Source organism: Nonomuraea sp. NPDC052265 (assembly GCF_044547985.1).
In the GTDB taxonomy this organism is placed as follows: Bacteria; Actinomycetota; Actinomycetes; order Streptosporangiales; family Streptosporangiaceae; genus Nonomuraea.
This window is the reverse complement of the sequence record NZ_JBIUBJ010000007.1, coordinates 337723-350631: the sequence shown is the minus strand read 5'-3', so window position 1 is coordinate 350631 and position 12909 is coordinate 337723. Positions and strand designations below refer to the sequence as shown.

The 12909-nt window shown below is 76.1% G+C and carries 8 protein-coding genes; 5 read left to right on the top strand and 3 right to left on the bottom strand.

The features are described from left to right. The first annotated feature begins 88 nt into the window (after positions 1-88). Complete coding sequence (locus ACIHAD_RS23470; RefSeq protein WP_397356713.1) at positions 89-3355, top strand: BTAD domain-containing putative transcriptional regulator; 3267 nt, start codon at positions 89-91, stop codon at positions 3353-3355. 6 nt (positions 3356-3361) lie between these two features. On the opposite strand, the gene ACIHAD_RS23465 is transcribed toward ACIHAD_RS23470, so the two are convergent. Continuing rightward, a complete protein-coding gene (locus ACIHAD_RS23465; protein WP_397356712.1) occupies positions 3362-5788 on the bottom strand; it encodes an ATP-binding protein in 2427 nt (808 codons plus the stop codon). Between the two features lie 69 nt (positions 5789-5857). After that, complete coding sequence (locus ACIHAD_RS23460; protein ID WP_397356711.1) at positions 5858-6514, bottom strand: AMP-binding protein; 657 nt, start codon at positions 6512-6514, stop codon at positions 5858-5860. A 166-nt stretch (positions 6515-6680) separates the two neighbouring features. Between ACIHAD_RS23460 and ACIHAD_RS23455 the strand changes: the two genes are divergently transcribed. From ACIHAD_RS23455 to ACIHAD_RS23440, 4 genes are all read left to right on the top strand, one after another. Beyond that, a complete protein-coding gene (locus tag ACIHAD_RS23455; RefSeq protein ID WP_397356710.1) occupies positions 6681-7790 on the top strand; it encodes a trypsin-like serine peptidase in 1110 nt (369 codons plus the stop codon). Between the two features lie 250 nt (positions 7791-8040). Continuing rightward, positions 8041-9312: a hypothetical protein gene (locus ACIHAD_RS23450; protein WP_397356709.1), complete on the top strand. Its 1272-nt coding sequence runs from the start codon at positions 8041-8043 to the stop codon at positions 9310-9312. A 5-nt stretch (positions 9313-9317) separates the two neighbouring features. Next, complete coding sequence (locus ACIHAD_RS23445) at positions 9318-10937, top strand: carbamoyltransferase (protein ID WP_397356708.1); 1620 nt, start codon at positions 9318-9320, stop codon at positions 10935-10937. 82 nt (positions 10938-11019) lie between these two features. Beyond that, a complete protein-coding gene (locus tag ACIHAD_RS23440) occupies positions 11020-12147 on the top strand; it encodes a GNAT family N-acetyltransferase (protein WP_397356707.1) in 1128 nt (375 codons plus the stop codon). 118 nt (positions 12148-12265) lie between these two features. Here the strand turns inward: ACIHAD_RS23440 and ACIHAD_RS23435 are convergent, their stop codons facing one another. After that, positions 12266-12850, bottom strand: a complete 585-nt coding sequence (locus tag ACIHAD_RS23435) for a carboxymuconolactone decarboxylase family protein (RefSeq protein ID WP_397356706.1) — start codon at positions 12848-12850, stop codon at positions 12266-12268. Positions 12851-12909: the final 59 nt, after the last annotated feature.

Genomic DNA, 12909 nt, shown 5'->3' with positions numbered 1-12909 from the left:
GGGGGCTTGATGGCGCCAGGATTTCGGCTGTACTGCCTGTCATGTCTCCTGTATGGCGGCCTGCGACGTGGCAAAGGGGAAATGCGATATGTCAGACGAAACAGCACGGGCGGGTCTGGCGGACGTACTGAAGATCGGGCTCCTGGGGGCGGTGCGGGCATGGAGGGGACGCCAGGAGATCCCGCTCGGGCCGCCCCGGCAACGGGCGGCGCTGGCCCTGCTCGCGCTGGACGCGGGCCGGCTCGTCTCGGTGAACCGGCTGATCGACGGCCTGTGGGGCGAGCGTCCCCCGGCCGGGGCGCGCAACCTGGTTCAGGGGTACGTCTCCAGGCTCCGCCGGGTCCTGGCCGCGGCCGGGGTCACCATCGCCTACCGCCCGCGCGGCTACCAGCTCGGCCTGGACCCCGGGCAGGTGGACGTGCACGAGTTCCGGGCGGCGGTCACCCGGGCGCGGGCCGGGGAGACGGCCGAGCGGCAGGCCGCCGGGCTGCGCCGCGCCCTGACCCTGTGGCGGGGCGAGCCGCTGACCGGCGTCTCCGGCGGCGAGCTGCTGGACCGGCTGCGGGACGCCCTCGGCGAGGAACGCCTCGGGGCCGTCGAGGAGTGCCTGGACGCCGAGGTCCGGGCGGGCCGCGCCGCCGTGCTGGTCCCCGAGCTGATCGCGCTGGTCGCCGAGCACCCGTTCCGCGAGGGGCTGGTCGGCCTGCTCATGCTGGCGCTGTGCCGAGCCGGCCGCCGCGTGGACGCGCTGGAGCGGTACGAGCGCACCCGCCGCCGCCTCACCGAGGAACTGGGCCTGGACCCCGGCCCCGAGCTGCGTCAACTGCACCAGCGCATCCTGCGCGGGAACGTTCCGCCGATCAGGCCGGCCGATACCCGGGAAACGGTGACACCCGCGCAACTGCCGCCCGGCCCCGGCCAGTTCACCGGCCGCACGGCCCAGCTCCGGCTGCTCGACCCGCTCGCGACCGGCGGCGACCCGGCCGCCGGCGGGACGTCGATCTCGGTGGTGACCGGCGCGGGCGGCTCGGGCAAGACCGCCCTGGCCCTGCACTGGGCCCACCGCAACCGCCACCGCTTCCCCGACGGCCAGCTCTACGTGGACCTGCGCGGGCACTCGGCCGAACGGCCGCTGCTGCCGATCGAGGCGCTGGGCCGGTTCCTGCGCGGGCTCGGCCTGCCCGCCGAGCGCGTGCCCGGCACGGTCGAGGAGGCCAGCGCCGCCTATCGAAGCCTGCTGGCCGACCGGCGGGTGCTGGTGGTGCTGGACAACGCCGGCAGCGAGGAGCAGGTCCGTCCGCTGCTGCCGGGCGGCCGGCGCTGCGCCACCGTGATCACCAGCAGGGACCGCCTGGACGGCCTGGTCGCCAGGGACGGCGCGATCCCCGTCCCGCTCGGCATGTTGTCCACCGGCGAGGCGGTCACGCTGTTCGGCGGGATCCTCGGCGGCGAACGGCTGGCCGCCGAGGGGGACGCGGCGCTCGACCTGGCCGGGGCGTGCGGCCGGCTGCCGCTCGCGCTGCGCATCGCCGCCGCGGGCATCCTCGGCAGGCCCGGCGGGGACGCCGCCGGCGGCATCGCCGGTCAGGTGCGCCGGCTGACCGGCACCCGATTATCGGCCCTGGCGGTCACCGGGGATCCGCACGCGGCCGTGCGCGGCGCGTTCGACCTGTCCTACCACCGCCTGGATCCGGCGGCGCGGCGGCTGTTCCGGCTGCTCGCGCTCGTCCCCGGGCCCACGTTCACCGCGGGGGCGGCCGGGGCGCTGGCCGGGGCCGTCCCCGCCGAGGCCGACCGGCTGCTGTCCGGGCTCGCCGCCGCGCACCTGGTCGAGGAGCCGGAGCCGGGCCGCTACACCTTCCACGACCTGATGCGGGAGTACGCCCGCGAACGCGTGCTGGCCGAGGAGTCCGCGCCCGGGCGGGCCCGCGCCCTGGACGCGCTGATGGCCTGGTACCTGCGGATGGTCCGGCAGGCCGGCGACGTCGCCTACCCCCACCTGCTGCGCGCCCCCGCCGACGGCTCCGGCCGCCCGGCCGCCTTCACCGGCGCCGCCGCCGCGCTGGCCTGGCTGGACGCCGAACGCGCCAACCTCGTCGCCGCCGTCCGGAACACCCCCGGCCACCCGTACGCCTGGCGGCTCATCGACGCCATGAACGGCTACCTCGACCTGACCGGCGGCCAGCCCGGCTGGACGGACGTGCTGCGGGACGCGCGACAGGCCGCCCGCGCGGCCGGCGACCACCTGGGCCAGGCGGCCGTCGGGCACTGCCTGGCCGCCACCCGGTGGCGGGCGGCCGAGCTGACCGAGGCGGTCGAGGAGCTGCGGGGGGCGTTCACGGCCGCCGACCTGGCGGGCTGGCCGGAGGGAAGGCTCGCGGCGCTGGCCGCGCTCGGCGTGGTCCACCTCCAGCAGGGCAGGCTGGGCGCGGCCCGGCGGCTGCTGACGCTGGCCGTGGACGGCTCCCGGCGCTCCGCGCGGGTGGTGGCCGCGCCGCTCGTCGACCTGGGGCTGGCGCTGACCCAGATGGGCCGGCTCGGCCTCGCCGAGGAACACCTGAGCGAGGCGTTGTCGCTCTGCCGCGACCGCGGGCTGCCGGTGACCGAGGCCGCCGCGCTGGCCGGCCTCGGCGCCGTGCTGCGGCTGACCGGGCGGCTGGACGAGGCCGTCCGCTGCCTGACGGCGGCGCGCGGGCTCGGCGCCGCGATCGGCGAGCGCTACCAGGCGGAGCTGTGCAGGGAGCTGGCCGACGTGCACCTGGACGCCGGCCGGCGGGCCGACGCGCTCGGCCACGCCGAGGAGGCGCTGCGGCGGGCGCTGGCGGTCGGCGATCCCAAGCTGGAGCTGGACGCCCTGCTCGGGCTCGGCCGGGTCCGCTGCCAGACCGACCCGGGGGCCGCCGTCGGGCATCTCAGCGCCGCGCTGGAGCGGGCCCGCGGCCTCGGCGCCGCCGTGGGCCAGGCGGACGCTCTCGTGGGGCTGGCCGTGGCGCGTACCGGCCTGGACCAGCACGTGACCGCGATGCGCGACACGCTGGCCGGGCTGGCGCTGGCCAGGAAGGCGGGCGCGGTGCTGGTGCAGGGCGCGGCGCTGGCGGCGGGCGCGGAGGCGGCGCTGGCGGCCGGCGACACGGGCGCGGCCATCTCCTACGCCGCCCGCGCGGCCCGCGTCCACGCCGGCAGCGGCTACAAGCTGGGCGAGGCGCGGGCCCTGGTGACGCTGGGACGCGCCCACCGCCACACCGGCGACGACCCGTCCGCCGAACGTTTCCGGGAACGGGCCGGAGACCTGTTCACGGCGGTCCTCGACCCGCCCCCGGCCCGCCCGTCCGAGGTGGCGGTGCTCCGGCGGTGAACGGGGTCAGTGGAGGACGCCGTGCTCCGCGGCCCAGGCGGCGACCTGCGTCCGCGAGCCGAAGTTGAGCTTGAGCAGGATGTTGGCGACGTGCCGGGCGGCGGTGGCCGGGCTGATGAACAGCTCCTCGCCGATCGCCCGGTTGGACAGCCCCCGGCTGATCAGCACGACGATCTCCCGCTCGCGCGGCGTGAGCACCGACGCCGGGCCCGCCGGAGGCCGGGGCGCCCCCTGGGCGGGCCGCTCGCCCGCCAGGCCGTAGCGCAGGGCCTCCTCCTCCGTCATGCCGCCGCCCATCGTCCACCAGAGCTGGACCTGCCCCTCACCGGCCTCCGCACGGGCGCGGGCGAGCAGCGGCTCGGGCGTGGCGGAGGTCCAGACGGGCAGCCCGAGCCGGTCCTCCATGGCCTTGGCCGCGGCCCAGAGGCGTACGGCGGGTTCGAGGGCGTGCTGCCTCTCGGCCAGCACGGCCAGCGCGACCAGCACGGAGATGATCGGCAGGTGCTGCCCCATGGACCGGCTCAGCGTCACGCACCTGGTCAGCCGCGCCCTCGCCCGCTCCGCCTCGCCCTGGCGGGCCAGGACCGCGCCGAGCAGGCCGAGACTGGTCGCGAGGACGGGCTTGGCCGCCATCTCCTCGGCCAGCTCCGCGCACTCCTCCAGGTGGCGGCGGGCGCTGTCGAGGTCGCCGAGGAAGTCGGCGAAGCGGCCCAGCTCCAGATGGGCCCTGGTGACACCCCACCGGTGGCCGAAGCGGGAGTAGACCTCGATGGCCTCCTCGCCCCTGGCCAGCGACTCGCGCCGGTGGCCGTGGAAGGCGGCGACCCCGGACAGCAGCAGCCGCGCCGACCCCTCGATCAGGCCGTTGCCGACGAGCAGGGCCAGCTTCAGCGCCTCCTCGCCGCGCTCGGCGGCCAGGGCGAGGTCGCCTTTGGTGCCCTCGTACATGCCGGCGATCACGAGGGTGAACGCCAGCATGAAGTCGTCGCCTGCCGCGCGGCGCAGTTGGAGGGCGCGGGCGGCCGACTCGCCGCAGACGGCGGCGTCCTGCTGCTCGTAGGCCAGGTTGGCGTGGTGGAGCAGGGCCTCGGCGGACAGGTCGTCGAGGGTGTGGGCGGCGGGCAGCGCGAGCAGGCTCTCGTACCAGCGGCGGCCCTCGCTCAGCTCGCCGAACCCGGCCCACAGCGGCATGTAGCCGCACGCCAGCCGCAGGCCCGGCTCGGCCAGGCCGGACTCGACGGCCCAGGACAGGGCCTCGCGGGCGTTGCCGAGGAGGTCCTGGAGCGCGAGCAGCCGGGCGTAGCGCTCGGGCCAGGCCAGGCCGGGCGTGGCCCACACGTCGCGGCCGTGGTGGTGGGCGAGGTCGGCCAGGCCGTGCAGCAGCCGGTCGCGCAGGTGCCGGGTCTCGCCCGCCGACTCCAGCTTCCCGGCGGCGAACTGGCGGGCCGACTCCAGCAGCCGGTAGCACGAGCTGCCCTGGTCGAACAGGACGAGCGACTTGTCGACCAGGCCGCTGAGCACGTCGAGGACCTGGGCGGCGGCCAGGCCCCGCCCCGCGCACACGGACTCGGCCAGGTCGAGGGTGAACGGCCCGCTGAACACCGCGAGCCGCCGGAAGAGCACCTGCTCCTGCGGCGCGAGCAGGTCGTGGCTCCATTCGAGGGTGGCCAGCAGGGTGCGCTGCCGGGCCGGCGCCGTACGGCCGCTCGCCGTCAGCAGCCGGAACCGGTCGTTGACCCGGGCGGAGATCTGACGGGGGGACATCGCGGCGGTCCTGGCCGCGGCCAGCTCCAGGGCCAGCGGCAGGCCGTCGAGCGCCTGGCAGAGCCGGGCGATGTCGCGGGCGTTGGCGCCGGTGACCGCGAGCCCCGACCCGGCCGCCCGCGCCCGGTCGAGGAACAGCTGCACGGACTCGACCCGCTCGACCTCCTCGGCCGCCTCCGCCGGGCCGGGCACCGCCAGCGGCGGCACCCGCCACACCAGCTCGCCGGGGATCTTCAGCGGCTCCCTGCTGGTCACCAGCAGCCGCAGGTCCTCGCAGGAGGTCAGCAGCCGCTCGGCCAGCTCGGCGCACGCCTCGACCAGGTGCTCGCAGTTGTCCAGGACGAGCAGCGGCTTCTTGCCGCGCAGGAAGTCGACCAGCGTGTCGAGCAGCGGCCGCACGCCCTCCTCGTGCACGCCCAGCACCTTGGTGATCTCGTGGACCAGCAGGTCGGCGCGGGTCAGCCTGGACAGCTCGGCCAGCCAGACCCCGTCGGGGAAGGACGGGACCAGCCGCGCGGCGATCTGCAGCGCGCACCGGGTCTTGCCCGTGCCTCCGACGCCGCTGAGCGTCAGCAGCCTGACCTCACCGACCAGCCCGCACAACTCCTCCAGATCCCGCTCCCGCCCGATGAACCTGTCGGGCTCGGCGGGCAGGTTGTGTCTGAGCAACGTCACCATGATCCTCATGTGTCTGGACCCCAGGATTGGCACCCAGTGTGACACCGCCCTCACGAGCTGTCAGAGGTTTGCCCCAAGCGCGCAGCCGGGGACGATCGGGACGATCCGCAACCGCGCGTCGATCAGCAGGGTGACGCCGTGCTCGGCGATGATCCTGCGGCATTCGGCGGGGTCGGGCTCGTGCGCCGCGACCAGCCGGGCGCCCGCGCCGAGCACCATGTCGTAGGCCCGCAGGTCGGCTCCGGCGACCAGGACGACGTCGGCCGCGCCCACCTTGCGGGCGGTGGTGAGCCGGGCGGTGGGCTCGATCGGCCCGTCGGCGCCGAGCAGGCTGTCGAAGCCGGCCGTGCCGGGGATGCCGGTGAAGGAGTAGACCTGCCGGATGTCGGCCTCCTGGGCGATCGTGTCGGCGTCGTCCCGGTCGGTGATCATGATGCGGGCGCCGGCGGCGGCCGGTCCGCCGGGGATGGACACCACCACGCCGCCCGCGGCCAGCACGGCGTACCCGGCGACGGGGAGGTGGCAGCCGCCGCGCAGCAGCACGACCACCGGGTCGCCGGGGCGCAGGCCCCGCCGGCGCAGGCCCTGGGCGGCCTGGCGGGCGCGGACGGCCAGCGTGCCGTAGGTGAGCGTGGCGCCGCTCGCGGCCTCGGCGACCGCCACGCGGGGGCCGAGGGCGGCCGCACGCAGCAGGACCGTCTCCGTCCAACCAGTCATGGCACAAGACTAGGAAGGGGGCGGGCGGGCGGCATGCTTCAGAGTGTGTATGCGGGTGTGTAATCCGGCCGCGCCCATACCCGATTCCGTATGGCTTGAGCCCGCGCGGGGGCGGCGCGCGTACCTCCTGACGGCAGATCCCGGTTCCGGTTTCGGAGGTTACGTCATGCACCGCAGAGTCGTCCTGCTCTCCGTCGTCGCGCTCGCCGTGGCGGGCGCGACGGTCCCCGCGCAGGCCGGGACCACGTCGTCCCCCGGTCCTGTGGGCTGGTCTGGGGCCGGCACGTCGTCCGAGCGCAGGACCGTCATGGAGTACTGGACGCCGGAGCGCATGCGGGCGGCCAGGCCGCTGTCCGCGCCCGCGCCGCGCCGCGGGACGTCCTCCGGCGGGCCGACGCAGGGCACGCCGTGGGCCACCCGCGGCGTCACGGGCACCCGCCGGATCACGACCTCCTCCTGGACCGGCGGCACGGCCAGCTCCCCACACACCGGCGGCACGGCCACTTCCCCGCACACCGGCGGCACGGCCGCCTCCACGCGGGCGGGGGGCACGGCGGCGGCCGCCCGGCAGGCGGCTCCGGTGCAGAACAGTCCGGGGCAGGCGTGGGCCGACGGGGGCGGCGTCGTCCGCACGGTCGGCCGCGTGTTCTTCACCACCGCCGAGGGACGTACGGCCTCCTGCTCGGGCACGGCCGTGACCAGCGCCAACGAGAGCGTCGTGATGACCGCGGGCCACTGCGTCAAGCTGAACGGCGCCGCCCACCGCAACTGGGTGTTCGTCCCCGGCTTCGCCGACGGCCGCCGCCCGTTCGGCACGTGGGTGGCCACCCGGCTGCTGACCACCCAGCAGTGGAACACCAACGAGGACATCAACTTCGACGTCGCCGCCGTCGTGGTCGCCCCCTTACAGGGACGCACGCTCACGGCCGTCGTCGGCGGGCAGGGCGTGGCCTTCAACCAGCCCACCGGACGGCAGATGTTCTCCTTCGGCTACCCGGCCGCCGACCCCTTCGACGGGTCCGACCTGGTGTTCTGCAGCGGGAAGGCGTTCAAGGACCCGGTCAGGACGCGCGACCAGGGGCTGCGCTGCGCGATGACCGGCGGGTCGAGCGGCGGGCCGTGGTTCGAGGGGTTCGACACCTCCACCGGGCTCGGCTGGCTGAACTCCGTCAACAGCTTCAAGTACGACTTCGCCCCCGACTTCATGTTCGGCCCCTTCTTCGGGAACGAGGCCATGGCCGTCTACCAGGCCGCACAACGCTCCGGCGCCGCCTGACCACCGCTGTCACCACCGGTTGATCCGTTCTGGTCCCCCCAACCGGTATTCCGGCCGCACGGCGGACGCTCTGACCCGGCGCACGAACGCCATCACGCCGCCAGGCGACTCCCCGGGGGACCACGGTGACCCACGCCCACGCCCACGCCCACGCCCACGCCCACGCCCACGCCCACACCCATCGCCCTTTCCGTGGCCGACGACCTGCCCAGGCGCGCGTCCCCGCCGGGCTGCCGCCTGAGTTCGCCCCGTGCCGCCTCCGGGGGTCGTGGGCGGGCGGCTCGTGAGCGCGGTGGACGCGGTCGTGCCCCGGCCACTGGCGGTGCTGCGGCTGCTGGTGGGGCGGGGCGCGTTCAGGGCCGGTACGCAGGTGGCCGCGGCGGCGCCGGCGACCGTGTGGGACGGGTCCACGTTCGGCCACTACGCCGCGGCGCTCGGGCTGTGCGGCTGGCTGCTCCTGGTCGCGGACGCGCCGGAGAAGGCGGCGCTGAAGACGCTGGCGCGGGTCAGGCGGATCGGCCCGGCGGTGGCCGGGCTGACGGTGACCATGGCCGCCGCGCCGGTGGCGGTGCTGCTGGCGGTGCTCGTTCCCGTGGCGGTGACCGCGCCGCTGTCGACCGTCACCCTGTATCTCGCGGCCGGGGCCTGGTCGGCCTGCACGGGCCTGCTGATGACGGTCTCGGGCCTGCATCGCGTGCGCGGCCGGCCCGTACTGGACACGATGGCGTTCGGAGCGAGCGGCGGCGTGGTGCTCGCCGTCACCGCCGCCACCCTGTGGATCGGCTGGCCGCCGCAGGCGCACCTGCTGCTCGTCCTGGCCGGGACGGTCGCGGTGACCTGCGCGGCCCTCGCGGCGCTTCCCCGCGACTGGCTGCGCCCCGCCCCCGCCTCTGGCGGTGGGCGCCGGTTGCTGCCTCCCCTGGCGCGGGCCACCTGGTTGCTGGGGGTGGCCGACCTGTGCGACGCGCTCTGTTTCGCGGCCGTGTACCTGGTGCTCGGCGTCTCCGGGCAGGCGGGGCAGAGCGGTGTGCTGTATCTCGCGCTGCTTCCGGCGGTCGCGCTCTGCCAGCTCGCCATCTACCTGCTGCGGGTCGCGCAGCCCGCGACCTCGCGACGGCTGCGCGGGCTCGCCGGGCGGGCCGGGCGGGCCCACGCGGCACGGCTCCTGCGCTGGGCCGAACGGGCGGGGGCCGCCGTCGCCGTCGCGTGCGCGGTCCTGCTCCGGTGGGCTCCGCCGGACGGGCGCGCGGCGTCGCCGGGCGTGACGGGCGGGCTGGTCGTCGTCGTGCTGGTGCTGTTCCTGACCGTGATGTACGCGGCCTACCTGGTGGAGAACACCAACAACGACGTGCTCGCCGCGACGTCGGCGGGCGCGTTCGCCGGGCTGGTGGCCACCGGGTCGCTGGCGGCCGTCGTCGTGCCGTGGTCGGGGGCGGCCGGAGGCGTGGCGGCGCTCGCCCTCGGCGTCCCCGTGAAGGCCCATGTGATGCGCCGGATGCTGATCTCGCGAGACTCGGAGTGACGAACATGTACGTACTGGGCATCTCGCGGGCGCACGACTCCGCGGCGGCGCTGGTGCGCGACGGCGAGATCGTGGCGTTCGCCGAGGAGGAACGTTTCACCCGCGTCCGGCACGACGGCCGATTCCCCCGGCGGGCGGTCGCCTACTGCCTGGAACAGGCGGGGATCGGGCTCGACGAGGTGGACCAGGTGGCCGTCCACGGGCAACGGGCGGGTTCCCGTCCCGGCTGGGAGATCAAGGAGGCCGCCGGGCACACCGGGCCGGTCGGGTACGGGGTGCACCTGGTGGAACACCACCGGGCGTACGCGGCGGGGGCGTTCTACGCGAGCCCGTTCGACTCCGCCGCCGTGCTCACGATGGACGGGACCGGAACCTGCCTGGCCGTGGCCGACGGCGTACGGATCAGGCACCTGCGGCACGTCGGCGACCCCCATTCCCTGGGCGCCCTGTACGCGGCCGTCACCGGCTACCTCGGCTTCCGTCCCGGCCTGGACGAGGACAAGGTGATGGCCCTGGCCGCGTACGGGGACGACACCTACGTCCAGCCCTTCGCCGACCTGCTGCGCCTGACCCCGTACGGCGGCCACGAGCTGGACCTGAGCTGGTTCGAGCCGCACGCGGACGGCGGGCGGCACGCGGTCTCGGCGAAGTTCCTGGACGCCTTCGGCCCGCCGGGACCGCCCGCCGGTGAAACCCTCACCCAGCACTCCATGGACGTCGCCTTCGCCCTCCAGGCCACCCTTGAGCGGGCCGCGCTGCACCTGGCCGGATGGCTGCGCGAGACGACCGGGACGACCCGGCTCGCGGTGGCCGGCGAGGCGGCGATGAACCCGATGCTGAACGGCCGCCTGCTGACCGAGTCCGGTTTCGAGGAGCTGTCCGCCCAGCCGGCCGCCGCCTCGCTCGGCGCGGCGCTGGAGGTGAGCGTCGGCCTGTACGGCCGTCCCCGCCCGGCGGGCGGTCACGTCTTCGCCGGTCCCGGGTTCACCGAGGAACGCATGGAGAAGGCGCTGCGTGACGCGGGCGTGGACTACCGGCGGCCCGGCGACATCGCCCGGCACGCCGCCGCCCGGATCGCCGACGGGCTGATCGTGGGCTGGTTCCAGGGCCGGGCGGAGTGCGGGCCGCGCGGCCTGGGCAACCGGTCGCTGCTGGCCGACCCGCGCGACCCCACCTCCACCGCGCGCATGAACGAGCGGGTCAGGCGCCGGGAGCCGTTCCTGCCGCTCGCGCCGTCGTGCCTGGCCGAGCGGTCCGGGGACTACTTCGCCGGCGGCCATCCCTCGCCGGCCATGCTGCTCGGGTTCGACGTGCTGGACCACCGGCGCGGCGAGGTGCCCGCGATCACGCACGTGGACGGCAGCGCCCGCGTCCAGACGGTGAGCCGCGCCGGCAACCCGTCCTTCCACGCGCTGATCACCCGCTTCGAGGAGCTGACCGGCGTGCCGATGCTGGCCGGCGCCTCCTTCCGGGACGACGACGAGCCGATCGTCGGCACGCCCGAGGACGCCGTCGCCTGCTACCTCAGGACAGGCGCGGACGCGCTGGCCCTCGGCCCCTTCTGGGCCACGAAGCGGTGGTCCGGCGAACCGGGGCTCCAGGAGGAGGAGGAGGAGGCCCGGTGAGCGGCACGAGGTCCCTGGTGGTGCTCGAGGTGCGGGCCGATGGACGGCGTTGACGTGGCCCGCCCGGCCGGCGGGGTGGCCGATGTACAGCGTTGACGTGGCGCGCTCGATCGGCGAGGTCGGGGCCGGGGAGTGGGACGCGCTCGCCGACGGCGTGCCCTTCGTGCGGCATCGCTGGCTGGTCCTGGCCGAGCGCGTCCTGGCCGCGCACCGGCCCCGCTACCTGCTGGTCCGCAAGGACGGCGGGCTCGTGGCCGCGGCGGTGTGCGCGCTGGAGCACCGGCTGCACAACCCGGTGCTGGAGTCCCGGTTCGGGCGGCTGACCAGGCGGTGGCCGTTCCTCCAGGTCCAGGCGCCGATGACGGCGACGTCCGGGCTGCTGGGCGGTGAGGGGCCGCAGCGGCGGGTCCTGCTGCGGGCGGTGCGGTCGCTGGTCAGGCGCGAGCGGCTGCTGTTCTGCGTGGTCGACCACCTGCCGTACGCCGCCGGGCAGCCGGGCTACAGCCGCCTGGGCTGGCTGCCGGAGACGCTGCTGGACCTGACGTGGCCGTCGTACGAGGCGTACCTGGACCATCTGCCGCGCAAGAGGCGGGCCGAGATCCGGCGGACGCAGCGCCGGGCCGCGCGGGAGGGCATCGAGGTCCGGCCACTGGCGGCCGGGCCGGGAGGGGAGCCGGGCGGAGGGCTCGGCGGGGAGCTGGGCCGGCTGCTGGACCGGATGGTGGCCGCGGTGGACCTGCGCCACGGACCGCACGTCTTCTACCGGCCCGGCCTGTTCCCCGAGGCGGCCGGCGCCCTGGGCGCGGACCTGACGGTCCTGGCCGCCCACCGGCACGGCGCGCCGGCCGGCTGCGTCGCGCTGCTGCGCGACGGCGACGAGCTGGTCGCCCGGTGGATCGGGCGCGACTACGCCCGTACGGAGGGCACCGCCGTCTACCACGCGCTGCTCGCGGCGTGCGTACGGGCCGCCGTCGGCTCGGGCGCGCGCAGACTGCGGCTCGGCGGCGCGGCGTGCGTACGGGCCGCCGTCGGCTCGGGCGCGCGCAGACTGCGGCTCGGCGGCGCGGCGTACGAGACGAAGAAGCAGTTCGGGGTGCGGCTGGAGCCGCGCAGCCGGTTGTTCGCCGCCCGCAGCGCGACGGTCACCCGGCTCGTGGGCGGGCTGGGCCACCGTCTCGACCCTCCGCAGCTCCCGCCATCCAGCACGTGACCCGGAAAGGACGAGGGCCGGTGCGCGCCTCCTGTCTCCTTCGCTGCCCCTGGACGAGTACCCCTCGCCACGAAGCCCTCCGGGCGTCCCGCGACGGGAGCCGGAGGATGTCCGGCGGTCAGCTTCCCGGGTGCTCCGGGGGGACCTCGCCGGCGAAGACGCGCAGTTGGAGTGCCAGCGTGGCGTAGTAGCCGACCAGCGTGGTCAGCTCGAACAGGCCCCGCTCGCCGATCGCCGCCGTGACCGCCCGGTAGTCCTCCTCGCTCAGCGTCCCCGCCCCGGCCAGCTCGCGGGCGGCGTGCACGGCGGCGCGCTCGGCCGGGTCGGCCAGGTCGGGCGGCCGTCCCTCGCGCAACGCGGTCAGCTCGGCCTCGGTCAGGCCGCAGGCCCGGCCCACGGCCTCGTGCGCGGCACGTTCGAAGTCGCTGCCCCAGTGGGCGGCCACCACGAGGATCGCCAGCTCCCTGGCCCGGTCGGGCAGCACCGAGCCGTAGCGCACCGCCGCGCCCAGCGCCTGGAGCGCGCCGCCGACCGACGGGCTCAGCAGCATGGCGTTGAACGGGCCGCGCAGCCGTCCCCGCTCGTCGGCGAGGGGGAAGACCTGGGGGCCCGCCGCCCGGGGGCCGCCCGTGATGGCGCGGTAGACCTCGGCCTGGGCGTCGTCCAGGTCCTCCGGGGGCAGGGCGGGCAGCCGGGCGGTCATGCGGTGCTCCTGTCTCGGTGACGGCGCGATCACCAGGCCCCCGGCGACGGGCGGACCTG

Coding starts and splice junctions, on each gene's coding strand:
- ACIHAD_RS23435 (WP_397356706.1), bottom strand. CDS start 12,850: ATGACCGCCCGGCTGCCCGCCCTGCCCCCGGAGGACCTGGACGACGCC.
- ACIHAD_RS23470 (WP_397356713.1), top strand. CDS start 89: ATGTCAGACGAAACAGCACGGGCGGGTCTGGCGGACGTACTGAAGATC.
- ACIHAD_RS23460 (WP_397356711.1), bottom strand. CDS start 6,514: ATGACTGGTTGGACGGAGACGGTCCTGCTGCGTGCGGCCGCCCTCGGC.
- ACIHAD_RS23455 (WP_397356710.1), top strand. CDS start 6,681: ATGCACCGCAGAGTCGTCCTGCTCTCCGTCGTCGCGCTCGCCGTGGCG.
- ACIHAD_RS23440 (WP_397356707.1), top strand. CDS start 11,020: ATGTACAGCGTTGACGTGGCGCGCTCGATCGGCGAGGTCGGGGCCGGG.
- ACIHAD_RS23445 (WP_397356708.1), top strand. CDS start 9,318: ATGTACGTACTGGGCATCTCGCGGGCGCACGACTCCGCGGCGGCGCTG.